Origin of the sequence: Halobacteriovorax vibrionivorans (genome assembly GCF_003346865.1) — a bacterium.
Taxonomy (GTDB): Bacteria; Bdellovibrionota; Bacteriovoracia; order Bacteriovoracales; family Bacteriovoracaceae; genus Halobacteriovorax_A; species Halobacteriovorax_A vibrionivorans.
The window spans coordinates 756826-778576 of sequence record NZ_QDKL01000002.1; the positions used below are offsets into that span (position 1 = coordinate 756826).

At 35.8% G+C, this 21751-nt stretch carries 22 protein-coding genes; 5 read left to right on the forward strand and 17 right to left on the reverse strand.

Annotated features, from left to right (window positions below):
- Positions 1 to 20: 20 nt before the first annotated feature.
- Genes rodA through mreC form a run of 4 tightly spaced genes read right to left on the reverse strand, consistent with a single transcriptional unit; the run spans position 21 to position 4562 of the window.
- Positions 21 to 1133, reverse strand: coding sequence for a rod shape-determining protein RodA (gene rodA / locus DAY19_RS09520; RefSeq protein ID WP_115361782.1), 1113 nt, complete (start codon positions 1131 to 1133; stop codon positions 21 to 23).
- Positions 1134 to 1135: 2 nt separating this feature from the next.
- Positions 1136 to 3145 (reverse strand): penicillin-binding protein 2, encoded by a 2010-nt coding sequence (mrdA, locus tag DAY19_RS09525; RefSeq protein WP_115361783.1) that lies wholly within the window; start codon positions 3143 to 3145, stop codon positions 1136 to 1138.
- Positions 3145 to 3675, reverse strand: a complete 531-nt coding sequence (locus DAY19_RS09530; protein WP_115361785.1) for a hypothetical protein — start codon at positions 3673 to 3675, stop codon at positions 3145 to 3147. Before DAY19_RS09530 ends, mrdA begins: the two co-directional genes overlap by 1 nt.
- On the reverse strand, positions 3672 to 4562 hold the full coding sequence (gene mreC, locus DAY19_RS09535; RefSeq protein ID WP_115361788.1) for a rod shape-determining protein MreC: 891 nt from the start codon (positions 4560 to 4562) through the stop codon (positions 3672 to 3674). Before mreC ends, DAY19_RS09530 begins: the two co-directional genes overlap by 4 nt.
- Positions 4563 to 4692: 130 nt before the next feature.
- Here mreC and DAY19_RS09540 point away from each other — a divergent pair, with 130 nt between their 5' ends.
- From DAY19_RS09540 to DAY19_RS09550, 3 genes are all read left to right on the forward strand, one after another.
- The gene (locus tag DAY19_RS09540; protein ID WP_115361790.1) at positions 4693 to 6156 is read left to right on the forward strand and encodes a peptidylprolyl isomerase; all 1464 of its coding nucleotides are present in this window, start codon (positions 4693 to 4695) and stop codon (positions 6154 to 6156) included.
- Between the two features lie 23 nt (positions 6157 to 6179).
- Complete coding sequence (locus tag DAY19_RS09545) at positions 6180 to 6410, forward strand: ferredoxin (RefSeq protein WP_115361792.1); 231 nt, start codon at positions 6180 to 6182, stop codon at positions 6408 to 6410.
- Between the two features lie 110 nt (positions 6411 to 6520).
- Positions 6521 to 8389 carry a hypothetical protein gene (locus DAY19_RS09550; protein WP_133296932.1) on the forward strand — a complete coding sequence of 623 codons (1869 nt, stop codon included), beginning with the start codon at positions 6521 to 6523 and terminating at the stop codon, positions 8387 to 8389.
- Positions 8390 to 8681: 292 nt separating this feature from the next.
- On the opposite strand, the gene DAY19_RS15330 is transcribed toward DAY19_RS09550, so the two are convergent.
- The 4 genes from DAY19_RS15330 to DAY19_RS09570 form a co-directional block, all read right to left on the reverse strand.
- Positions 8682 to 9740: a hypothetical protein gene (locus DAY19_RS15330; RefSeq protein WP_199506639.1), complete on the reverse strand. Its 1059-nt coding sequence runs from the start codon at positions 9738 to 9740 to the stop codon at positions 8682 to 8684.
- Between the two features lie 73 nt (positions 9741 to 9813).
- Entirely contained in the window at positions 9814 to 10953 is a 1140-nt protein-coding gene (locus DAY19_RS09560) for an acyl-CoA dehydrogenase (protein ID WP_115361795.1), read from the reverse strand.
- A gap of 2 nt (positions 10954 to 10955) precedes the next feature.
- Positions 10956 to 11747 carry an enoyl-CoA hydratase/isomerase family protein gene (locus DAY19_RS09565; RefSeq protein WP_115361797.1) on the reverse strand — a complete coding sequence of 264 codons (792 nt, stop codon included), beginning with the start codon at positions 11745 to 11747 and terminating at the stop codon, positions 10956 to 10958.
- Complete coding sequence (locus DAY19_RS09570) at positions 11737 to 12582, reverse strand: 3-hydroxybutyryl-CoA dehydrogenase (protein WP_115361799.1); 846 nt, start codon at positions 12580 to 12582, stop codon at positions 11737 to 11739. The genes DAY19_RS09565 and DAY19_RS09570 overlap by 11 nt, the downstream gene beginning before the upstream one ends.
- A 248-nt stretch (positions 12583 to 12830) precedes the next feature.
- Here DAY19_RS09570 and rpsT point away from each other — a divergent pair, with 248 nt between their 5' ends.
- Positions 12831 to 13091: a 30S ribosomal protein S20 gene (gene rpsT / locus DAY19_RS09575; RefSeq protein ID WP_115361801.1), complete on the forward strand. Its 261-nt coding sequence runs from the start codon at positions 12831 to 12833 to the stop codon at positions 13089 to 13091.
- A 107-nt stretch (positions 13092 to 13198) separates the two neighbouring features.
- On the opposite strand, the gene DAY19_RS09580 is transcribed toward rpsT, so the two are convergent.
- Both DAY19_RS09580 and DAY19_RS09585 read right to left on the reverse strand, forming a co-directional pair.
- Positions 13199 to 14149 carry a hypothetical protein gene (locus DAY19_RS09580; protein ID WP_135420452.1) on the reverse strand — a complete coding sequence of 317 codons (951 nt, stop codon included), beginning with the start codon at positions 14147 to 14149 and terminating at the stop codon, positions 13199 to 13201.
- Positions 14112 to 14771 carry a hypothetical protein gene (locus tag DAY19_RS09585; protein WP_115361806.1) on the reverse strand — a complete coding sequence of 220 codons (660 nt, stop codon included), beginning with the start codon at positions 14769 to 14771 and terminating at the stop codon, positions 14112 to 14114. The genes DAY19_RS09580 and DAY19_RS09585 overlap by 38 nt, the downstream gene beginning before the upstream one ends.
- Before the next feature lie 77 nt (positions 14772 to 14848).
- Here DAY19_RS09585 and DAY19_RS09590 point away from each other — a divergent pair, with 77 nt between their 5' ends.
- Positions 14849 to 15427, forward strand: a complete 579-nt coding sequence (locus DAY19_RS09590; protein WP_158536865.1) for a DUF721 domain-containing protein — start codon at positions 14849 to 14851, stop codon at positions 15425 to 15427.
- Here DAY19_RS09590 and DAY19_RS09595 read toward each other — a convergent pair.
- From DAY19_RS09595 to DAY19_RS09625, 7 genes are read right to left on the reverse strand one after another with little or no spacing between them, the layout of a single operon-like run.
- Positions 15401 to 16027, reverse strand: coding sequence for a methyltransferase (locus tag DAY19_RS09595; RefSeq protein ID WP_115361810.1), 627 nt, complete (start codon positions 16025 to 16027; stop codon positions 15401 to 15403). The two genes, DAY19_RS09590 and DAY19_RS09595, sit on opposite strands and share 27 nt — an antisense overlap.
- Positions 16011 to 16598 (reverse strand): L-threonylcarbamoyladenylate synthase, encoded by a 588-nt coding sequence (locus tag DAY19_RS09600; RefSeq protein WP_115361812.1) that lies wholly within the window; start codon positions 16596 to 16598, stop codon positions 16011 to 16013. The genes DAY19_RS09595 and DAY19_RS09600 overlap by 17 nt, the downstream gene beginning before the upstream one ends.
- On the reverse strand, positions 16595 to 17686 hold the full coding sequence (locus tag DAY19_RS09605) for a hypothetical protein (protein WP_115361814.1): 1092 nt from the start codon (positions 17684 to 17686) through the stop codon (positions 16595 to 16597). Before DAY19_RS09605 ends, DAY19_RS09600 begins: the two co-directional genes overlap by 4 nt.
- Positions 17687 to 17691: 5 nt before the next feature.
- A complete protein-coding gene (locus DAY19_RS09610; protein WP_115361816.1) occupies positions 17692 to 18765 on the reverse strand; it encodes a prolipoprotein diacylglyceryl transferase in 1074 nt (357 codons plus the stop codon).
- 10 nt (positions 18766 to 18775) lie between these two features.
- Positions 18776 to 20146, reverse strand: a complete 1371-nt coding sequence (locus DAY19_RS09615) for an MlaD family protein (RefSeq protein ID WP_115361818.1) — start codon at positions 20144 to 20146, stop codon at positions 18776 to 18778.
- 24 nt (positions 20147 to 20170) lie between these two features.
- Positions 20171 to 20923: an ABC transporter ATP-binding protein gene (locus DAY19_RS09620; protein ID WP_115361820.1), complete on the reverse strand. Its 753-nt coding sequence runs from the start codon at positions 20921 to 20923 to the stop codon at positions 20171 to 20173.
- Positions 20924 to 21724 carry an MlaE family ABC transporter permease gene (locus DAY19_RS09625; RefSeq protein WP_115361822.1) on the reverse strand — a complete coding sequence of 267 codons (801 nt, stop codon included), beginning with the start codon at positions 21722 to 21724 and terminating at the stop codon, positions 20924 to 20926.
- Between the last annotated feature and the right edge of the window lie 27 nt (positions 21725 to 21751).

Below are 21751 nucleotides of genomic sequence, written 5' to 3' on the forward strand. Positions count from 1 at the left end.
ATGCCAAATCGAAGCTGATCTTAGAAAAACCTTCTCGTATTGGAAATTGAAGTCGCTACCCCGATACATATCCCAAAGGTCAATAATGAGGACCCACCATATGACATAAGAGGAAGTGGTAAACCTACAACCGGTAGTAATCCCATAACCATCCCCATATTGATAAAGGTGTGCCAAAAGAAAATACTCATAATTCCAATTATGGTGACGGATTCAAAGATCCTGCTGACATTTACGGAGAGCCAGACAAATCGAAAAAAGAGAAAGAGGTATAAGCCAATCAGAAGTATCGCTCCAAAGAAGCCATGTTCTTCATTATAGATTGAGAAAACGAAGTCAGTATGATTTTCAGGAAGATAATTAAGTGAAGCCTGAGAAGATTTTCTTAAACCTTTACCAAATATCTTTCCTGAACCAATAGCAATCTTTGATTGGATCGCATTGTAACCTGTCCCCTTAGCATCGGCCGTAGGATTTAAGAAAGTTCTAATACGATTTCGCTGGTACTCTTTTAATCCAAATTGATACATCACTCCCCCACTAAGAACTCCAACAAGTCCCAAGATAAGAAGTGTTTTCCATTTGAGTTTTCTAAAGAAAACCATTGTTGCAAATATAAGAAGAACAAGAAGTCCTGTTCCAAGGTCTGGCTCCACAACAATTAGAATGGTCGGAATAATGGCAAGGATTGCAGGTTTAATAAGATCCTTTAATCCAAGTTCAATATCAGGAGCGTAATTTCTAAAATAACGGGCCAAAATAAAGATCACTGAAATCTTCATAAATTCTGAAGGCTGAATTCTAATAGGCCCTATTAATAGCCATCGTCTTGCCCCCATTCCCTTATGACCGAGAACTAGTACTAAGACTAATAAGAGAATATTAAATAAATAGATCGGCCAAGCGAAACGGTATAGGTTTTGTGGATTAATAAAGCTAATAACAAAGGCAACAACAATTGAAAGTGCATACCAACCTAATTGAACTTTAAATAAGTTTGCATGAGCTGTACTGGCCGAAGCATGAGTTGCAGAATAGAGGTTTAGAATTCCAAAGAAAAAGATTACAAAACTCAAAAGAAAAAATGAGAAGTCATATCTTTTAAAAAATTCTTTGATATTAGATAAATCCATTATTAATCCTCTTCGCGTCCATTTTCTTCAGACTCTGAAGCTTGTTCTTCTTTCTCTTCTTTTAGTCGTTGAGCTTCTTCTCTCTTACGTCTTCTTTCTGCAAAGTATTTCTTCATAATGGCACGATCTTCTTTTGCATAAATTTGATGAAGATCTGGCATATACTTTTTCATATAAGTCGTAAGAACATCTCGAACAATTGGGCCAGCTGCACCTGAACCGGAACATCCGTGTTCAACAACAGCAGCAACTGCAACTCTTGGATTCTCATATGGTGCAAAGGCCACAAATAGACCGTGGTGTCTTTGGTTATATGGTTTTTCACTACACTTAGAAAATAGCTCTGATGTCGTCATTGAAATAACTTGAGAAGTACCAGACTTTCCGGCCATTTTTATACCTGTACCACGTACCCACCAACCTGTTCCTTTTGGGTGATTGGCAACTTCGTATAGGCCTTGTCTGATGTCGACAAAAGTTTGTTCACTAATGTCGGCCGTTTGAATGAGCTCTTCTTTATAACTTTTAATAATGTCACCTTTATTATTAAAAACTTCTCTAACAATTTGCGGTTTAAATACTTTCCCACCATTTGCAATGGCAGCATAAGAGACGGCCAATTGTAGAGGTGTTGCAAGAACATATGATTGACCGATTACACAACTTACGGTTTCACCGTCTTGCCACTTCTCACCAAAACGTTTCTCCTTCCATTCTCTAGTTGGAATAAGGCCAGTTGTTTCGCGAGGTAGAGCAATTCCTGTCTTTTCACCAAGTCCGAACATACGAGCATACTTTGCAAGGATATCAATATCCAGTTCAACAGCGATCTTATAATAGTAAACATCAACAGAGCGACGTAATGACTTATACAGATTTGTAATCCCGTGTCCAGATCGCTTCCAATCATTATAAGTACGACGTCCTAATCTGAAGCGAGGCCCACACATTATTTCATCTTTTGCTTTTATAATTCCCTCTTCGAGAGCAGCAATTCCTGTGAAAGTTTTAAAAGTTGAACCTGGAGCGTAGTGATCCTGTATTGTACGATCTCTTAGAGGACGATCAGGGTTATTAATTAGCGAGTTCCAATACTCTGATGTTAATCCTTTAGAAAATTGTCCTGGGTCAAAAGAAGGACGTGATACCATTGTTAAAACTTCACCATTTCTAACGTCTACTGCTACAACCCCACCAACCTTTTCCTCAAGGGCCTTGTAAGCAGTAATTTGCATATCACGATCGATTGTTAATCTTAGATTATTACCAGGTCTAGCTTTCTTATTTTGAATACCGGCCAAAAGATTACTCGTACCAATTGAGCGACGCATACGTCCTCTGGCATCGACTTCCATAATTTGGTATCCGTCTTCACCACGTAAATAGCGATCAAAACGTTCTTCAATTCCGGCTTGTCCGATAAAGTCACCTAGCTTGTAATCAATATTATCTCTTTTACGATACCTTGGTAATTGGTTTTGAGAGATCTCACCAATATAGCCAAGTAAGTGTGAGCCAACTTCTTTATCTCGATATTCACGTGAAATAAATGTTTCGACCTGCACACCTGGAAGCTTTTCATTTTCAGTTTCGACAATGGCCACTTCTTTATTTGAAATATTCTTTTTAATTCTTACGGGACGGTATCTTGCTTGGCCACGATACTTCTTTAACGTTTTATAAATATCTTTCTCATCCATCTCAAGAATTTTTGAAAGCTTCTTTATAGTCTCTTTCTTATTCGTTAAATATTGAGGAATAATAACGAGGTCAAAACGAGGAACGTTATCAACAAGAAGTTGATTATTACGAGAAAAAATCATCCCCCTTGGTGCTTTAACTGTCTCTTTTCTTAAGCGGTTTTGAATCGAATATTGATACAACAGGTCCCCTTGATATATCTGTAAATACCAAAGGCGAATTAAGATAATCGCAAAAGCTAAAGTAATTAATGTAAATAGAATATCCGCTCGTGTCTTATGGGAGCGAACTACTTCTTCTTCAGCAAACATTAAACATTACTTCCCATAAGGCCTTCACCTTTCGTCTTCCATACCTTATCAAGTAAAGAGAAGAAAACTGGTGCCAATAAAGATAAAATTATACTCTCTGGAATAAAACGCCAAAACTTCTGAACAATATAATCAAAACTATCAAACTTTAAATACAGTAGTGATGAACTGATTAAGAACCAAAGAATTTGAAATATAAATGTTGTCAGCATCGTAATGAAGCTACTTGTAAAATGAAGTAGATCTCTTAAATATGCAATGACGATACAAATAAGAACACCTGCAATAGTCCCATACTCCCAACCTTCAATTGAGAAGAGTGAATGAACTAATTGAAGAGAGAGAATTATAAGAGCTAAGTATGGAGTTTCTAATTTAAACCCAACATAGAGAACAATTAAGATATTAAATGGAATCATGTACTTATTAAGTCCAAATAAAGGAAGAAAGGCACTTGCCAAAACCTCTAAGACAATAAGGATTAATACCGTAATTAATAAACGAATTGGGATATCTGATGACTTAATCATTTGTCATCTCCTTGTTCAGCGTTATTCTCTAGAGCTTGCCACTCCACTCTCTTTCTTTCTTGATCTTTCGTCGTTACAAGAACTGCAACTTCTTCAAGCTTTGAAAAATCAACCGCAGGAGTTACTTCAAGGTGCTGAGTAATCCCATAACTTTCACGTTCAATTTTTGTAATTCTTCCAACAGGAATACCTTTTGGATAAATATTTCCAAGACCAGAAGTGATAACAAGATCATTTAGGCGAACAGGATCAGTACGAACGACATACTTCATCACTGTTCTCCAGCCAGAATAACCTTCAAGTATTCCATAAGACCTTGTGCGATTTACAATAACATCAACGCGATTACTTGGATCAAGGATCGTTAAAATATCAGCGAAATGATCTGTTAGACGATATACATAACCAACTACACCTTCTGATGTAACAACTGTTGACTGAAGTTTAATACCATCTTCAACACCTTTATTAATACGAATTACACGAAAGTCACTCGACGAGTCCCAGGCCACAACCTGAGCAGAGATCATTTCATGTTTTATCTTTTCTCCAAAATTTAAGATATCTCTTAAACGTCGATTTTCTTGCTCTAATTGCTTTAGTGCAAAAACCTCTTGCTTCAAGGCACCGATTTTTTCTTTCAGTGCAACATTTTCTTTCGACGCATTAACATTGAGCATATAATCTTCAAAAAAAGACGCGACATTTCCATATGCGTTGGAAATCCCTCTTTGAAGAGGTGCTAGTGTATCCATCATTACATTCTCGAAAATAGAGGCTTCTTTATAAGGGGCCTTACGTTTTGACACGCCGTAAAATGCAAGTGATAAGACAACGAGATTAATGATTAATTTGGTTCGAGATCCTTCCGATGCGATCAGCTTCATTCTAATCCTAAGTTGCTAATTTTTTTTATATTAAAATCGTACACAGGATTATTTAAACTGCCAATAATCTTTACGACCCACCTTATTTAAGTGATAATATCGGAAATCAAAAATTACATGGAGTGGTATAATGTCATCTAGTTTTCAGAAAAAATCATCGCAGATATTCCTGACTCTTTTCATCGGGATTATTGTAATTTCATTTATGGTTTCAGGACCAATGTTTAATACTGGTACACCTGATTCAATAGGAAGTGTTGCTGGTCATGATATAAAAGTTCGTGAATTCAATGCTGAAGTTCAAAGACAATCTGAGTTCTACGCAAATATTCTAAATGGTGGACAACCATTAACATCACAACAAATGTCTCAATATAAAGTTTATGACAATGCTATTAGAAACCTTGTTTTTCAAAAGTTAAGAATTGTTGTTGCTGATGATCTAGGAATTGTTGTTTCAAATGAAGAAGTTATCAACGATATTCAAAACCAGCCATATTTCCAAACAAATAAGCAATTTGATATCACAAAGTATAAAGCACTACTTTCATACAATAAATTCACTCCTGAAGATTATGAGAATGAAACGAAAGATCGTGTGGCCCTAAGAAGACTACAAAATATCGTTCAACACGTTCCTCTATCAAAAGGACTAGAAAACGAATTAAATGAATTATACCAAGACCAAAGAAATGCAAAAATTATTTCTTTAAAGCATAGTGAAGTTAGAAAGCTTGTTAATGTTTCAGATAAAGAGATTACTAAGTTTTTAAGCAATGAAGAAAATAAGTCAAAAGTTGAAGCTCTTTTCAATGAAAAGAAGCCTGTTCTTTCAACACCTGAACAAGTAAGAACAAGACACATCCTTATTACTGTTGATGAAGGTAATGAAGAAGAAGCTCTTAAGCAGGCAAAGAAGATTAGAAAGGAAGTTAATCCTAAAAACTTCGTTCGTCTTGCTAAGAAGTATACTCAAGAACCACAAGGTAAAGAAAATGGTGGTGATCTTAATTGGGTAAAGCGCGGTCAAATGGTACCAGAATTTGAAAAAGCAGCCTTTGCTTTAAAAGAGGGTGAAATCTCTGAGCCAGTTAAAACATCATATGGTTATCATATTATCTATGCACAAGATCGCAAAGATGCAGTCGTTGCTAAACTTGAAAATCATGAAAGAAGTCTTGCAAAAGAAATCTTACAAAAAGAAATCGATATAAAAGACATGGTGGCCAAGGCAACTAATGAGATTAAAAATGCAGCTGGAAGCGGTAAAGCTCTTAGTCGTTTAAAGAAAAAGTACAACTTAACTGTTAAAGATCAAAATATTAATAAGCTTGAAGGTGCCGGTCCAACAGGTGCATTAGATGAGAAGCAAACAGCTGAGATCTTTTCAAAAGATAGCGGATTATTCACTTTTGATGAAGCAACACAAACAACAATTGTTGCGACAAAGCCAGCTGATGAAAAAGATGTAAAATCTTATAATATTGAAGGTCTTACAAATATTAGTTCTCAACAAATGATAAAAAATCTGCTAGATAACTTAAGTAAAGAATATACTTTTAAACAAAATAAATACGCTCAATTACCACAGTAATTTAGAATTTTTGGAGAAGCGAGATGGCCGATAAAAGCGCAAAATTTGATCAGAATGTAGATGGCAAATTCTATGTTGATGACCAATGCATCGCCTGTGATGCTTGCGTGATGGAGGCTCCTCGCTTCTTTGAAATGAATGATGATGAAGGACACGCCTTCGTAAAACTCCAGCCAACAAACGATGCTGAATTAGAAGAATGTATCTCTGCCCTTGAAGCATGCCCAGTTGAGGCCATTGGAGATGATGGTTAAACCTCATTTTCTTTGCAATTTCAAACCCTTAGCTCTCTTCTAACTAGTTAAAATCACATTAAATTTATCTAAAGCTTCTGCCTCAAATAACCGAGTAGTATAATATGGTTATGAGGAAAACTCTTACGCTATTCACACTCTTGTCTCTGACAACGGCCCTTGCAAATGACAATGGAGAGGCCCAGTATCTACAAGTTATCAGTAGTAAAAATCCTCTTTTTAAAAGTGCTATGCAAGTTGAAGGCGTTCGAGAAATGTATTCAGAGTGTTATCAAATTGATGCGCAAAATGGAAAGCTTGAAGATGGCGACAATAAATTAAGTAATTGTTTATGGGATCGCATCAAAGCGGATGAAGGTATTAAAGAAAAAGTCATGAAGCTTGTTAATGAGCAAAGTGGCGAGGAAGGTACTGGACGCTATCGCACGACCATGGAAACGACAAAGAAACAGTCGGCAGGATTAAAAGGCCTGAAGGAATTTTTCCAAAAACGCCTTGAAGAGGCCCTTTACGGTGAGTATCAAAGTGATAAAGGCCGATTTGAAAAAATCGCCGATCAAAGAACCTTCTTTGAACTCTATAAAACTCAACTTGGTAAAAATATTATTGCTTCAATGACATCATATTGTATTGAGACTGGGCCATACGCTACAGAAATACATCAAACAGGAATACCAGCATATCCTCTTATTCATTTTAGTGATGAAAAAGCGAGTGGTGATAAGAACAAAAATATCGCTAGTCTTAATAAGCAAGACATCGAAAAAGGTGCATATTCAAATTGGGAACGATGTATTCAAAACCTACCTGTAATTTGTGCTATTGGCTCGAGTGCTAATAAAGATGAAGTTACCTATAAGAAATATGATGTTTCAACAAAGAAACAAAAAGATTCAAAGAAGTATTCAGATATTCTTGGCTCATGTGAAGACCGCATGAAGAAGGGAAAAGACCCTACAGCAGATGAAACTGAAACATGTGAAAAAATTGTCGATAACTCTAATATGAGGGCCTGCCAGGTTGTTCAATATATTGAACTAGCTAAGCAAAGTCTTCTTAAAACAGATGATATCGTAGCCAAACTCGATAAGAAGTCCGGAATGGCCGGAATTCAAAATGTTGAATTCTATGACTCAACTAAGAATCAAGACGAGAGTATCAATGCTCTAACGACGATTTCTTCAGGTGAGGCCCTTGAGGCCTTATCAGAAGGTCACAAGCAAGATGTTGCAAAAATGGAAGAGTGCTATAAAGACGGAGCAATTGTAGATGCTGAAGCTTGTAGTCAATACTTAGCAACAGATAAAGAAGAACAATACGCACTTCTAGGTGAGCTAAAAGTCCAACAAGAAGCGACTCTTGAAAAGTTAAAAAATAGTGAAAACGATCCAGAAGAGATCGCAAAGATCCTAATTGAAGAAGGTTATACAGAAACGCAGGCCCAAGAACTTGCAACAATTCAAGGTGTAAAAGAGCAAGTTGAGAGTCGTTATCAAGCAAAGAAAGATGCCATCCTTGCTTCTTTAAGAGAAGAGATTGAAGCCCATACAACAACAGGTGATGAGTTTGATGCTAATAATGCCCAGGATGTTGAAAAGATCGCAAAGATTGCTAAAGATATTGAATCACGACCAGAGAACTTTTCAAAACTAGTTCACTATAACAATATCATTTCATCATTTCTTGAGGTTTCTAGTACTGGTGAAGATGGTGAAGAAGTTAAGAACCGAAACACCGCTTCCCTATCAGCTGAAATGAAAAATTCATTTCTATCTGAAGAAAATAAGCAGAAATATGAAGAGATGAACGTAAATTTAGCAACACTTGGCTATTCAGAGGATCAGCTTGGGGAGAGATTTGCTCAGGCAGGAATTGATTACTCTGAAGCTCCTAATGACGATACAACTGTAGAGTTGGAAGATATCAATAAACTGATCTTTAGTTTATTTGATGGCGCCGAGAATATTCAAGAGAAATAAGAGATAGTTTTTTTTGCGGGGTAATGGCTTATTTTCACGAAGTGAAAATGTTGATTTTTTCTTTGCGGAGGATTTAGCTAACTTTAGCTTCGCTAAAGTGTCGCTTTTTATTTGTGGGGGATTTGGCTTATTTTAGCTACGCTAAAATGTCGCTTTTTCTTTGCGTTTTCTTTCCCATTGCTCCAGAGGCAACAAAGCCGGGCTTGAACCCGGCTTGTTGAATTAGTTTAATTTCTTTTGCATGGGGAGCTGGCATAGCGTCCAATAGTTTGCCTTTGGGCAAACAATGACGCTATTCCTCATCCATAATAGCTTTAACAGATGACTTTGTTTCGAAGGCGATGTCTTGATCATCTTCTGCATCAATATCATCAACTTCATCAAAGCTTTCATCTGCTTCAATATCCATCTCACGAAGAACATCAACGAAAGACTTATCATCAGCAAGATCTTTTAAAACCTCGTCGATAACTTTTACTGGATATTTAGAAGTGATCTCACGAACAAACTTCTGTAGCATTCCTTCTTCAAGGATTGTTATTTTGTTTTTAATTTCTTTCCAATAACCAATATAGTGAAGACGACAGTATCCGGCCGTTGTAGCTGGATTATCACATCCTTTAGCTAGACAATCATCAGTATCACCTAGGAAATAATCTAAATTATCGGCCATATCAAATACTTGTTCAATACGATCTTCTTCAGCTTCTTTCTTTTCTTCAGCTTTTGTTTTCTTCTTGGCCTTTGGTGCAGGCTTCTTCTCTTCAACGACTTCCTCAACTACTTCTTCTTCAGTAAATAGTTCCGGCTGCTCTTCAACTGCCTCAACTACTTCTTCCTTCTTTGCTTTAGCTTTTGAAGTTTTCTTTTTAGGTGTCGCTTCAGCCTTTTTTGCTACTTTATTTTCTGCCTTCTTCTTAACTGAAGAAGCGGCTTTTTTAGCTGTCTTCTTCTTTGTTGAAGAAGTTGCTGCTTTTTTAGCCACTTTTTTCGCAGTCTTTTTCTTCGTAGTTTTCTTTGCTACTTTTTTAGCCGCTTTTTTCGCAGTCTTTTTCTTCGTAGTCTTCTTTGCTACTTTTTTAGCCGCTTTTTTCGCAGTCTTTTTCTTCGTAGTTTTCTTTGCTACTTTTTTAGCCGCTTTTTTTGCAGTCTTTTTCTTTGCTACCTTCTTCTTTGCAGAAGAAGTAGCCGCTTTTTTTGCAGTCTTTTTCTTCGTAGTTTTCTTTGCTACCTTCTTCTTTGCAGAAGAAGTAGCCGCTTTTTTTGCAGTCTTTTTCTTCGTAGTTTTCTTTGCTACTTTTTTAGCCGCTTTTTTCGCAGTTTTCTTCTTAGTAGTTTTCTTTTTGGCCATGCCTACTTTCTCCAAGATTTTCTTTAACATAACAAGTTAAAACCGTATCACTTCTCTTTCAATAGAACAACGCCTACTTTAAGCTCTTAAGCTCGTTAGCGGCAATTACGACTCTTTGAATTTCTGAAGTCCCTTCATAAATTTCAGTAATCTTAGCATCACGGAAGAACCTCTCAACCGGATACTCTTTAGTATATCCATTACCACCACAAACCTGAATAGCTTGAGTCGTAATCCACATTGCAGCTTCAGCAGCAAAAAGCTTGGCCTGAGCAGATTGTAATGAGTACTCTTCACCATTATCTTTTCTACGAGATGCTTCCCAAATAAGAAGACGTGATGCTGCAAGTTTTGTACTCATATCAGCTAACTTAAACTGGATTGCTTGAATTGCATGAAGTGGCTTACCAAACTGAACTCTTTCATTTGAGTAATGCTTAGCATAACGGAATGCAGCTTCACCAATACCAAGTGCCTGAGCAGCAATACCGATACGTCCACCATCTAGTGTATTCATCGCAATTTTGAAACCTTTCTCATACTCACCTAAAAGATTCTCTTTTGGCACTTTTACTTTATCGAATGCGATTTGAGCTGTTGATGATCCTTTGATCCCTAGCTTATCTTCACATTTCATTACTTCGAAACCTTCAGAGTCACATTCAACGATGAATGCCGAGATTCCTTTGTAATTATCTGTTTTTGATGTCTTAGCGAAAACAACTGCGATATTAGCTTCTTTACCATTTGTAATGAAGTTCTTTGTTCCACTAATCTCAAAGTAGTCACCTTTATCTTCAGCAAATGTTGTCAGAGAACCTGCGTCTGTACCAGCATTTGGCTCAGACAGACAGAAACAACCAATATGCTCACCAGAAGCTAGCTTAGGAAGATACTTCTTCTTTTGCTCTTCATTACCAAAGTTTAGAATTGGGTAAACACATAGTGAAGTGTGTGCTGAGATTAAAACCCCTGTTGAAGCACAAGCACGAGAAATTTCTTCTACGATGATCGAGTAAGATACATAATCCATTCCTGCTCCACCATATTCTTCTGGAACATATGAACCTAGGAATCCATTCTCACCGAGCTTACCAACGAGATCACTTGGAATCTTTTCATTTTTATCAATTGAAGCCGCTAGAGGAGCTACTTCGCTATCAGCAAATTTAGAAACAAGGTCTCTAAGTTCTTGGTAGTCACTTAACATCATTATTATTCTCCCTTAAATTCTGGTTTTCTTTTTTCAACAAAGGCCTTTGTTCCTTCTTTCATATCATAAGAAGAGAAGATATCGCCAAAGTGGCGAGCTTCAATATCTAGACCTTGTTCATTAGTCAGGTCATTACCTTCGTTCATAATTTGTTTTGATATGGCCACTGCATTTGGTGAGTTTTTAGAAATTGCTTCCAATGTCTTCATCGCCTCACTAATCATTTCATCTTGTGAATCAAAAGAACGAACAACTAACCCGATTTCTTTTGCTTCATTAATATCAACATTACGGCCACTATAAATAATTTCTTTAGCGCGATTGCGTCCAATTAACTTTGCTAATCTCTGTGTACCACCAAAGCCTGGAACAAGACCAAGTTTTACTTCAGGCTGCCCAAAAACTGCTGTCTTCGTTGCATAAATAAAGTCACATGCCATGGCCATTTCACAACCACCGCCAAGTGCAAAACCATTTACACAAGCGATTACTGGAATATTTAAACTTTCAAAAAGTAGCGTTACATCTTGCCCAAGAGTTGAGAAGTCATGCCCTTCATCAACTGTCATATCACTCATTTCAGCAATATCTGCACCAGCTATAAAAGCTTTGTCACCAGCTCCAGTAAAGATCATCCCTTTAAGCTCATGACCTTCACTTAGTGAAGATAAAAAATCTTTTAACTCGTGAAGTACTTGTGAGTTAAGTGCATTATATTTCTTTTCACGATTTACTTTTAAAATTCCAATTTCACCGAGCTTTTCAAAAGCAATTGTTTCAAAATTAGTATTCATAAACACCCTTCCCTACTTTGCGACCAAAGCGACCAGCTGTTACATACTTCTTAAGAAGTGGGCATGGACGATACTTTGTATCACCTAGGCCATCATGTAGAACTTCCATAATAGCTAAACATGTATCAAGTCCAATAAAGTCAGCAAGCTCTAGTGGTCCCATTGGCTGGTTACATCCAAGCTTCATAGCATCGTCGATCCCTTTAGCCTCAGCAACTCCTTCGTATAGAGTATAGAAAGCTTCATTGATCATTGGCATAAGGATTCTATTAACAGCAAAGCCTGCTACATCATCTGCACGTACAACTGTTTTACCCATTTTTGTTGCTGCTTCTTCAACAGCATTAATTGTTTCAGCACTTGTTTCAAGCCCAGTGATTGTTTCAACTAACTTCATTACAGGTACTGGATTCATAAAGTGCATTCCAGCAACCTTTTCTGGACGTGAAGTAGCTGCAGCAATTTCAGTAATTGAAATTGAAGATGTATTTGAAGCTAAGATTGCTTCAGGTTTTGCAATCTCATCTAATTGCTTAAAGATTTTGAATTTTATCTCTTTATTTTCAGTAGCTGCTTCAATGAAAAGGTCACAACCTTTAAGATCATTCATTTCTGAAGTTGCACTTAAGTTAGCTAGCGTTGAATCAACAAATGATTGTTCCCACTTACCTTTTGAAACACCTTTTTCTAATTGCTTTTTTATAAAGCTCTGTCCGAACTCAAGGCCTTCAGCTGAGATATCATACATAAAAACTTTATAGTCATTCATAGCGGCAACTTGAGCGATTCCTCGACCCATCTGCCCTGCTCCTATAACGGCAATTTGTTTAATCATTGTGTCTCCTTTGTATTGGCATTCAAAGTACCTAAATTATAAAGGATCGTCCATTAAATTACTATTTCACTCAGATATATCAAACACTTAGACGCCATGAATCATTTAACCATAAAAAGGAGCCAGGTCCATAAATCCTATTGTAGAGATGTGTAATATTCACTTTTCTCTTGCAAAAATGCATTGTGCGGATTATAAAAAGTGACTTATTAATTAGATGTTGAACAAGTTAAACGTAGGAGTCCATTGTGGCAAACCACAAATCTTCAAAGAAAAGAGCTAGACAAGCAATTGTTAGAAACGAAAGAAATACTTCAAAAAGAACTGCTGTAAAAACAGCTGTTAAGAACGTAAGAAATGCTATTGAAGCAGGTAAGAAAGAAGAAGCATCAACTCTTCTAGTTACAGCTCAAAAGCTACTTGGTCGTCTAGCAAAGCACGGTGTTATTAAAACTAACACAGCTGGAAGAAAAACTTCTAGACTAGCAAACCAAATCAACAAGCTTTAATCTTTAATTAGATAGTTTGATATATAAAAAGCGGAGAGCAATCTCCGCTTTTTGTGTTTGTAGCTATATCTTTTAAAATACTAACCTCTTAATTTTTTCTTATAATTTTAGAGGCAGAGGTATTCTCTACGGATTTGATCTCTAAGCCAAAGGTCTTTAGACTTGGCCAGCACCTCAAAATTAATCATCTTCTGCTGAATATCGATTAACTCTTCAAAATCCCACTTCTTAGATGCTAATTGAATTCCCCTATCATACTTACTAAGGGATTTTTTAGTGGCCAAATAACTAGGATCAATAATTTTTGATATATGGCCCTGAAATGAACGGAAGAAATCCATATATAAACTAAAATCATCTTCCACTAATAATAAGTTGAGGTAGAACCTTTTTAAGTTTTGCTGATTAAAAAGATCTGTCTGATCAAAGAAATCTAACTTTCTCACCTTTATAAGCTCTCTGGCTTTTTCAAGAGAGATATTCCCATTTGCATCCACATGGTGAGAAAGAATATGACATGAATTGAAATAATCACCAACATTATCCTGGACTGACTTTTCAATAAAATTCTTCACTTGAGGATTCATTTGAAAACCAAAGTACTTAGCAAAAATATCTAAGTATTGGCCAAAATGCCATGGCTTTGGTGCAGCGATGGACAAAGCATTCATATCTTTAGGAAAAGCTTTAGGGAGGCGCCCTTTCGTTATGAAGATAATTGTGTCTTCAATTAAGTGACGATTATTATTAAATGCTTCAAAAGCATTAGCTTTAATATCCTGAGCATCAATAACAACATAAGGGCCATTAGTCCCAAATAGACCGCCTCCAGCAAGAAGCTCTTGCTCTACAAAGTCGATATTAAACTCATTAGGCCACATCTTCTTTGTCTCACCTTTTAATTTGTCACAAACAATTTTTGAAATAAATTCATCTGGGACAGCTAAATGGTATAGGCCATTTAATTCACTAAGAATTTTTGAAACTTGATCAACGCTATTAATATCAAAACTTTGTTTTTTAGAAGGCATAAAGAAGAACCTCTCTAAAGTCATCACCGAAATCACTTGCTCCATCAGCTAGGGATTTCTTAAAAGTACCTCGGTTCTTTACACTTCTAAGAGGAGCAGCACTGTCAATTCCACCAACTGTATTTTCAATAATATAAGAATCACTTATATCAAAAGTCTTTGAAAAAATGCTACGAGGAAATTGAGAGTGGTCTATTTTATAAAATGATTCATAGAACTGAATTTCATCATTATTTGGCTTCTTAAAGACTGTCACTTGTATCTGAAATTGATAACTTCCAGATGTAGCTAGATAGAAAGCATTTCTATTTCCACCCAATTGATTCTTCTGCTCATCATTCATTAAGGTGTCACCAGTTTCAGTAACTTCTTTCCCCGCTTTTTTTCGACTAGTAATCTCTGCAAGTAAAATTGCATCACTGTCATAATTCTTTCCTGTTCTAACCCTTAAAGAACTAAAAGAAGAAAGAGTTTCAACAATTTCATCAGTATATATTTGAGAAAGACCTGATATTCCAGTGTGATTTTTTACAACAAAAATTGTAATACTATTAACTCCTTGGGCCTCAAATGGGTTATTTGACTCACTGAAACGATACCCTGCACAAGAAGAAAGTAAAATTAAACAAGTTAATACGAAAAACCTCATATTAATAATATGCCTATGATTCAATCAATCGTCTATTACTTTGACTGGTAAGACCTCTTTAATATATGATGCATCTTGTGAAAAAGCTGAAAAATCTCAAAAATTTAAAAGATGTTTTAAAAGATATCGATAGTGACTTCAGTAAAAACGCTGGTGTTGCGAGCGTTTCAAGTTATGGTAGTTATGGTAATAAACAATCTAACTTTAAAGCGAATAAGGCCATTGATCTCTTTGACTTTCTCGAGCTCTCAAGTTCTTGGAATAAGATCGTAGGGCCAAGGCTTTCTCAATTCACTATTCCACTTAAGCTAAAAAATAAATCTCTAACGATTTTAACTTCACATCCAGTTTACGCTCAACAGCTTAAATACATGGAAACAGAAATTATAAAATCAATTGGAAATGTTCTACCTGCAACAAAAGGACAGATTAAGAAAATCTTCTTCCAAGTAGATAATCAATTCTTCCAAAAAAAGAAGTCCGAAGTCGAAAGAAAAGAGATAGTAAAACAAGAAGTTGAAAATCGTCTACATCCACAATCTCCAGAATACAAAGCAATTATGAGAGATGCTCAAGAACAATTTTCAGATATTGAAGATGAAGAGCTCAAAAAGTCATTAACTTCAATATTAATGCAACTTAGAACGAAGAAGTAAGAAAATCGAAAAGCCTTCTGCATCCTCAACCTTCTCTATATAATAGTTCTTAGAAATACCACTTAGTAATTCTTTTAATTGCTCATCTTCTCGACAAACAAAGAATAAAACACCATTTTGACTCAGTAAATTAGCAGCGTGAACGATATAACTCTTAAGCTCATCACCAGAATACTCTCGGCAAGTTCTTTTCTTTTCATTCTCACTAGATCTTCCATGGCCATTTTTAAAATATGGTGGATTCATCACAATAAGGTCAAAGTCTTTTACTGTATTAAATTGAAGAATATTTTCGAAATGAACCTGATATTCAAGGCCATTTATTTCTCTTTTAACTATTTCAATATTACGATGAAGATGAGAGTTGTAATCATCTTGCACTTCAACAAAATGAATCTCTTTTATCGAATTGAGAAGTTCTTCTTCTAGCTTTTGTAAGATCTCGAGTCCAATGACGCCACAACCACAGCAGAGGTCAGCGACCTTATCAACGACAAGCTCATGAAATTCAATATGCTCGGCCACACAATTTGCTAACTCAATTGAATCACGAGAAAAATGATAAAATGAGGGCTGTGAATAATCAGTAATTAATGCCATGAGATTTTAACACTTCTAAAATATTGTCAATATGATTACCTTCTCGAACTACTTGGGCCGTCAATCCTGAGATTAATATGATAGTTGATGAATGCCCACTCGGTTTAAGAAAATCTGAACTTATGAAGTTACTGTCAGGACAATATCGATGCCAAAATTCATTTGCTTCATCAGAGTCGTAAATCGGAGGCTGACCTGTTTTATTTAAACTTGTTGAAGTAATGAATCCAGGAAAGTCCCTAATACACTCATCAATGATCTCATTTTGAATGACTCGAAAACAAATAAAGTCCGTATCATCAAATGGACCTTTAGGAAATTGAAGGGATAAACTCGCCTTTGGCAGTCCCACTGTGATTTCGTATTTGAAAAGGTCATCAAAAAGAGCTGTATAGGATTCTGAACCATGAAAAGTATCAATCAAATTTTGAACATCATTAGTTAATATACTCAAAGGCTTTCTAATTGAAGTTCCCTTCACTTGAGCAATAAGTTCATACGTTTCAATAGAGAATGGATCTCCTCCAATTCCCCAGACAGTATCCGTTGGATAAATGAATAAATCTTTCATAAATCAACCATTAAGTTTTTAATAACTTCTTCGTTTCTTTGTCCAAGATATAACAGCTGATACGCAAGCCAGCTACTCTTTTTTTCTCTTAATTTCTTATTTAGATATGTTCTTTCAATACTAAAGATTGGCCTTTCAAAATACTTATCACGCTTGACCAGCTCTTTTTTAAAAACAGGGTTACGTAATCCAGAAATCAAAGAAATCATTTGATCAAAATTATAATCTTTATACTCACTAGCTATTTTATCGATAATCTTATCTCGGCCACTTCCAACCTTTGGTAGGTTGTATTCAAATAATAGGCCATTATAATCAGATAACTCTTTTACAGCTGGAGTCGCAAAGAACCTCTCTACTAAGCGCTTCTTTTCATTAAAGTTCTCAAGCTCCTGCACCCAAAATGGAGTCATCTTAACTCCATATTTATAACTTGTTATATCAAACTCAAGAGTTGCTCCAAAAGTTTGATTTAAAAGCTGTGTTAACTTTAATCGACTATCACCAGTAGATATATGAGTGAATTTTTTAAAAAACATTAATTTATAAAATTCATCTATACTGGACTCGTTTACCAATTCAAATGTTCTATTAATATATTTTGCATACTTCTGTCTTGAATTTGGAATGATATTTTCATTAATCCAAACAGAATAATTTGTAATATCTCTACCTAATAAGTCGATAATAACAGTGGTTAGCCATTCGTTTTTATTTAACGAAGAAGCGATTATTATTTCTAAAAGTAATTGATGAATATTCTTTCTCTCTAAACTTTTTAAGAAGTTTTGATGAGCTACTTTTTTACTATCAAACTTCATTTTTAAAGCTTCTTCAAACTCCAAAATAGGCTTATCAGAACGAGACTCAACATAAGACTTTATAACGATATCTGGATAAAATAGATGCTGACACTTGGCCTGAAACTCAACCCAAGGCTTCTCGTCACTTTTAAGTTCTGACGTCGTAAAAGCATAAATCAAATTGAACTCAAATTGTGTAATTTTATCACAAGTACTAGGAGGTGTTTTAATAAAGTCCGGTATATACTCGACACCTTCTAATGATAAACTATATGAAACATTCACATAGTTTAGAAAAATCTTTTTTTTTTATCCTGTGATCTAAACTCTTGCGCGTAAACTAAGCTAGTTGGTGTTTTAAATTGAATATCAGAAAACAATTCCTTACCTACAAGCTTTGAATAGAATTTTGAAATAAAGAAAAGAAGAACAATTAATACAGCAATAGCAATATAGACAAAGCTATAATCGTTTTTTCTTTTCTTCTTTTTAGCTTTTGATTTTTTCTTAGCACCTGACTTCTTCTTTTTTGAAGGACGAGGCATTTCGACGGCCTTCATAGGCTCGATATTATCATCTTCAATACTATCTAAATCCGGTGCAGTTGGTGGTTGTTTTTTTTCAGACTTAAGAATCTCTTCTGCTTGAGCAGCTAGTTCATCTTCTTTATTCTTTTCTACTTCTTCAACAAATTGATCAATTTGGCTTACTTGAGAAGCTTCTTGTGCAACTTCCTCAGCAGGTGTACTTTCTGAAACACCGCCAATATCTGGGAAATCGAGATCATCCGATGAAGGAAGGATTACTTCTTCTTCCTCGATATCCATAGCACTTGTTGCTTCGGCTAAACTGATTGATTCGTCATTGGCCACATCTGCCAGTGGTTTTTCTTGAACAATATTAGGCTCACTACTTGGAGCTGCAACTGCTGTATCACTGTAATCAATTGGCTCTGGAAAATCTAAGTCATCTTCAGCAGGAAGTAATATTTCTTCTTCATCATTAATTGTTGTTGAAATATCTGTTGCAGGGTTTTCAGAAGATAATGGTGTTGCAGGGATTTCATCCCCATTTTCTTTAGAGATTTTTTCTACGATACCACTTGTTTTAACAAGTTTTGTTACGCTATTTGCAACTTTCGTCTTGGCCTCTGCTACAGGATTGAAGGTTTGTTCTTCATCTCCATAGAGAAACTTATTTAATAGGTCTTCTTCTTTGACCCAAAACCAGTAACCATTACCGCTACAAATCTCATCCTCTCCAGAGAGGGTTCCATTTTGTACAAACTCGACAACCTTCTGCTTTGAAAGTGGACCGAGTATTTTTTTCGATTCTGTTCTAATTAACCAGTTTCTTTCCGTCATTACTTATTCTTTATAAGAAAATCCCTACTAAGCCTTTTATATCTTCGTCATTAAACTTTAATCCTAAACTATAAACCATACCAGGATCATTAATTAAATCTTCACCCTCAATTTTACCATAAATTACACTCCATAGTTGAAAATCTAATCCGATACGAATATTTGGCCCAATATTATCTCGGTAATCGAAGACCTCAAGGCTTGTAATGGTATTCCAGTCATCAAAATTATAATCAACAGCAAGACCACCATAAGAATCGATAAGTCCTCCACGGAATGTCCAATTGTCGATACGACGTCCTAATTGAAGGTTGAGGAGAACGTCATTGTATTTTCTAACCTTCTCATCCTCAATAGTCGTTGTCCCACCAACAGTTGTTTCTGTAATCTTTCGTCTTTCTGGCCCAAATTCAGAAGTCGTTACACCTACCAGGTAAAAACGGCCAGGGGATGGAAAGATACGAAGTTCAGCAGTTGTATCTGTTTGATCAGTTCTCGTATTTGCACCAGTATAAACCGACAATTGTGTTCGGATACTATCAACTCGTCCAATTACTTTTTGAACACTTGATAGAGTTGACTTAACTTCATCAGCAATCTCTTCTTCAACAAGAAGCTTACCAACTGTTCCCTTCCCATCTTTGATATTTTGAACAAGGTCCTCAAGATCGGCCATCATATTATCAGCTTTCTTAAGAATCTCTTTTACATCTGCAACAGCACTTGCTGGCTCGTTTGCATCTGTCTGGTATGCTATTTGAGCAGTAAAGTCTTCGAGATTATCAATAATTCGTTGAAGTTTTTGATTATTCCTTCCAACGAGATCATTAAGTTTACCTGTTAATTCTTTCGTATTCGTCATCGTCTCCTGAACATCAGCTACGATCTTTTTCATCGCTGGCTCACCACCCTCAGGAACAAAAGACTCTTTAATACTTCCAACAAGAACTTTTACATCTTGCATAACTTCACTTGCATCTTTTAGAAGTGTTTCAATACCTGCTTTTTCTTCTGCTAGAAGCTCTGAACCATCAGGAAGAAGTTCATCATTATTAGCAACGTAAATCTCTAAGTACTTATCACCTAAGAAACCTACTGATCGAATTCTAAGTTTGGAGCCCTTTGTGATCTTAACTCTTTCAAGAACCTCAAAACTAATACGGGCCTTATTTCCAGTTAGTTGAATATCTTTAATTCGTCCCGCATTAATACCAGCAACTTTGATTGGAGTTTTTGGAAAGATACCAGAGGCATCATTAATAGTTGTGTAATAATCATTATAAGCTCCAAAACCAGATTGGTTTGAAGTTACAACTAAGGACATAACAACAACAGCTATCATGGCGGCCAAGGCCATTAAGCCGACTTTAAATTCATTCATATAATTCCTCTTTCCTGGAACTACCTATAAATTAATAAACTCTTGAACCAATGGATGGTCTGAGTTTTTAAAATCATTTGCAGGTAGATACTCAACAATATTACCACGGTTTAAAAAGGCAACGTAGTCGGAAATTTCAAGCGATGCTTTTACGTCGTGCGAAATAATAATTGAGGTTAATCCAATATCTTTATGTAATTTACTTGTTTCTATGATCAAATCGTTGACCATTTTAGTTGTAATAGGATCAAGTCCAGTTGTTGGCTCATCATAGAGCATAAGTTGTGGACTTAGGGCCAGTGCTCTTGCAAGACCTACCCTTTTTCTCATACCACCAGACAATTCACTTGGTAGTTTATCAAAAGAGATCTCCTGAAGACCTACTGACTTTAATAAAGAAGCTGCTTTCTCTTTAATTTCACTTTCATTTAATTTTGTGAATTCAATTAATGGAAAGGCCACATTTTCAATTGTTGTCATTGAATCAAAAAGTGCCGCATATTGAAAAAGCATTCCGTAGTTTTGACGGAATTCACGAAGCTTATCTTCTTGAAGAGTTGATAAGTCTTTTCCCAAAACCTCAATTGATCCAGAAGTTGGATGATGAAGTCCTAGGATATGCTTTAAGAGTGTTGATTTTCCAGCTCCTGAAAAGCCGAGGATTGTAGTAATACTTCCTCGTTTTATATCAAAGTTTAATTCACTTAAAACAGTGTGCTTACCAAAAGTCTTGGTTAAGTTTCTAATTCGTACTGAATGATCATCAAACTCTAACATCTACATCACCTGCACTAAGAAACTTGTTAAAAAATAATCTAAAACTAAAACCGAAATCATTCCCCATACAACAGCGAGGTTTGTCCCCTTACCGACTCCTTGTGCACCTTTTGTGACAGCAAAGCCAAAGTAAGTTCCAATTACTGAAATAACGAAACCAAAGACAGTCGCTTTAATTACACCTTGGAAAATATCTGAGACATACATAAATTGTCCAAGCTTAGACAAGTATATGGCATCATCAATCTGCAAGGCATAGGTTCCGACAATGTATGAGCCAACATTCCCTACTAATAAAAAGAAAACTGATAATAGTGGAACTGATAAAGTACCAGCAATAATTCTTGGAACAGCAAGGTATTGCATACTACTAATACCCATAACTTCAAGAGCATCAATTTGTTCAGTAACTTTCATCGTTCCAATTTGTGCTGCCATAGCAGCCCCTGCTCGACCTGCAACAATTAGCCCTGTTAAAACAGGAGCCAATTCCTTTGCTAAAGAAATTGCAACAACTGGACCAACAAGAGAATCAACATTGATTAACTTAAAGCCAAAGTATGTTTGATAGGCCATAACCATTCCCGTGAATGCACCGGCCAAGAAAATAATAAATAGACTTTTGTTTCCGACAAATTCCATTTGTTCAAAAAATAATTTGAAACGATACGGCCTCTTCGTTAACCAGTAAAAAAAGTTCACAATGAACTTCATCACTTTGCCAAGACCTGCCAAATTGAAAATAACTAATTTTCCTATATTTTCATTAAAGGAAACAAATGTTCTAAGTAAAAGATTCATTACTTAAATTCTAATGGAAAAAGAATG

Excerpts from the sequence above, each read along its gene's own strand:
- mrdA (WP_115361783.1), bottom strand. The coding sequence starts at position 3,145 with ATGTTTGCTGAAGAAGAAGTAGTTCGCTCCCATAAGACACGAGCGGAT.
- DAY19_RS09610 (WP_115361816.1), bottom strand. The coding sequence starts at position 18,765 with ATGACGGAAAGAAACTGGTTAATTAGAACAGAATCGAAAAAAATACTC.
- DAY19_RS09540 (WP_115361790.1), top strand. The coding sequence starts at position 4,693 with ATGTCATCTAGTTTTCAGAAAAAATCATCGCAGATATTCCTGACTCTT.
- DAY19_RS09565 (WP_115361797.1), bottom strand. The coding sequence starts at position 11,747 with ATGAATACTAATTTTGAAACAATTGCTTTTGAAAAGCTCGGTGAAATT.
- DAY19_RS09570 (WP_115361799.1), bottom strand. The coding sequence starts at position 12,582 with ATGATTAAACAAATTGCCGTTATAGGAGCAGGGCAGATGGGTCGAGGA.
- DAY19_RS09615 (WP_115361818.1), bottom strand. The coding sequence starts at position 20,146 with ATGAATGAATTTAAAGTCGGCTTAATGGCCTTGGCCGCCATGATAGCT.
- DAY19_RS09625 (WP_115361822.1), bottom strand. The coding sequence starts at position 21,724 with ATGAATCTTTTACTTAGAACATTTGTTTCCTTTAATGAAAATATAGGA.
- DAY19_RS09530 (WP_115361785.1), bottom strand. The coding sequence starts at position 3,675 with ATGATTAAGTCATCAGATATCCCAATTCGTTTATTAATTACGGTATTA.
- DAY19_RS15330 (WP_199506639.1), bottom strand. The coding sequence starts at position 9,740 with ATGGCCAAAAAGAAAACTACTAAGAAGAAAACTGCGAAAAAAGCGGCT.
- DAY19_RS09585 (WP_115361806.1), bottom strand. The coding sequence starts at position 14,771 with ATGAGGTTTTTCGTATTAACTTGTTTAATTTTACTTTCTTCTTGTGCA.
- rodA (WP_115361782.1), bottom strand. The coding sequence starts at position 1,133 with ATGGATTTATCTAATATCAAAGAATTTTTTAAAAGATATGACTTCTCA.
- DAY19_RS09545 (WP_115361792.1), top strand. The coding sequence starts at position 6,180 with ATGGCCGATAAAAGCGCAAAATTTGATCAGAATGTAGATGGCAAATTC.
- mreC (WP_115361788.1), bottom strand. The coding sequence starts at position 4,562 with ATGAAGCTGATCGCATCGGAAGGATCTCGAACCAAATTAATCATTAAT.
- DAY19_RS09595 (WP_115361810.1), bottom strand. The coding sequence starts at position 16,027 with ATGGCATTAATTACTGATTATTCACAGCCCTCATTTTATCATTTTTCT.
- DAY19_RS09550 (WP_133296932.1), top strand. The coding sequence starts at position 6,521 with ATGAGGAAAACTCTTACGCTATTCACACTCTTGTCTCTGACAACGGCC.
- DAY19_RS09560 (WP_115361795.1), bottom strand. The coding sequence starts at position 10,953 with ATGATGTTAAGTGACTACCAAGAACTTAGAGACCTTGTTTCTAAATTT.
- DAY19_RS09620 (WP_115361820.1), bottom strand. The coding sequence starts at position 20,923 with ATGTTAGAGTTTGATGATCATTCAGTACGAATTAGAAACTTAACCAAG.
- DAY19_RS09600 (WP_115361812.1), bottom strand. The coding sequence starts at position 16,598 with ATGAAAGATTTATTCATTTATCCAACGGATACTGTCTGGGGAATTGGA.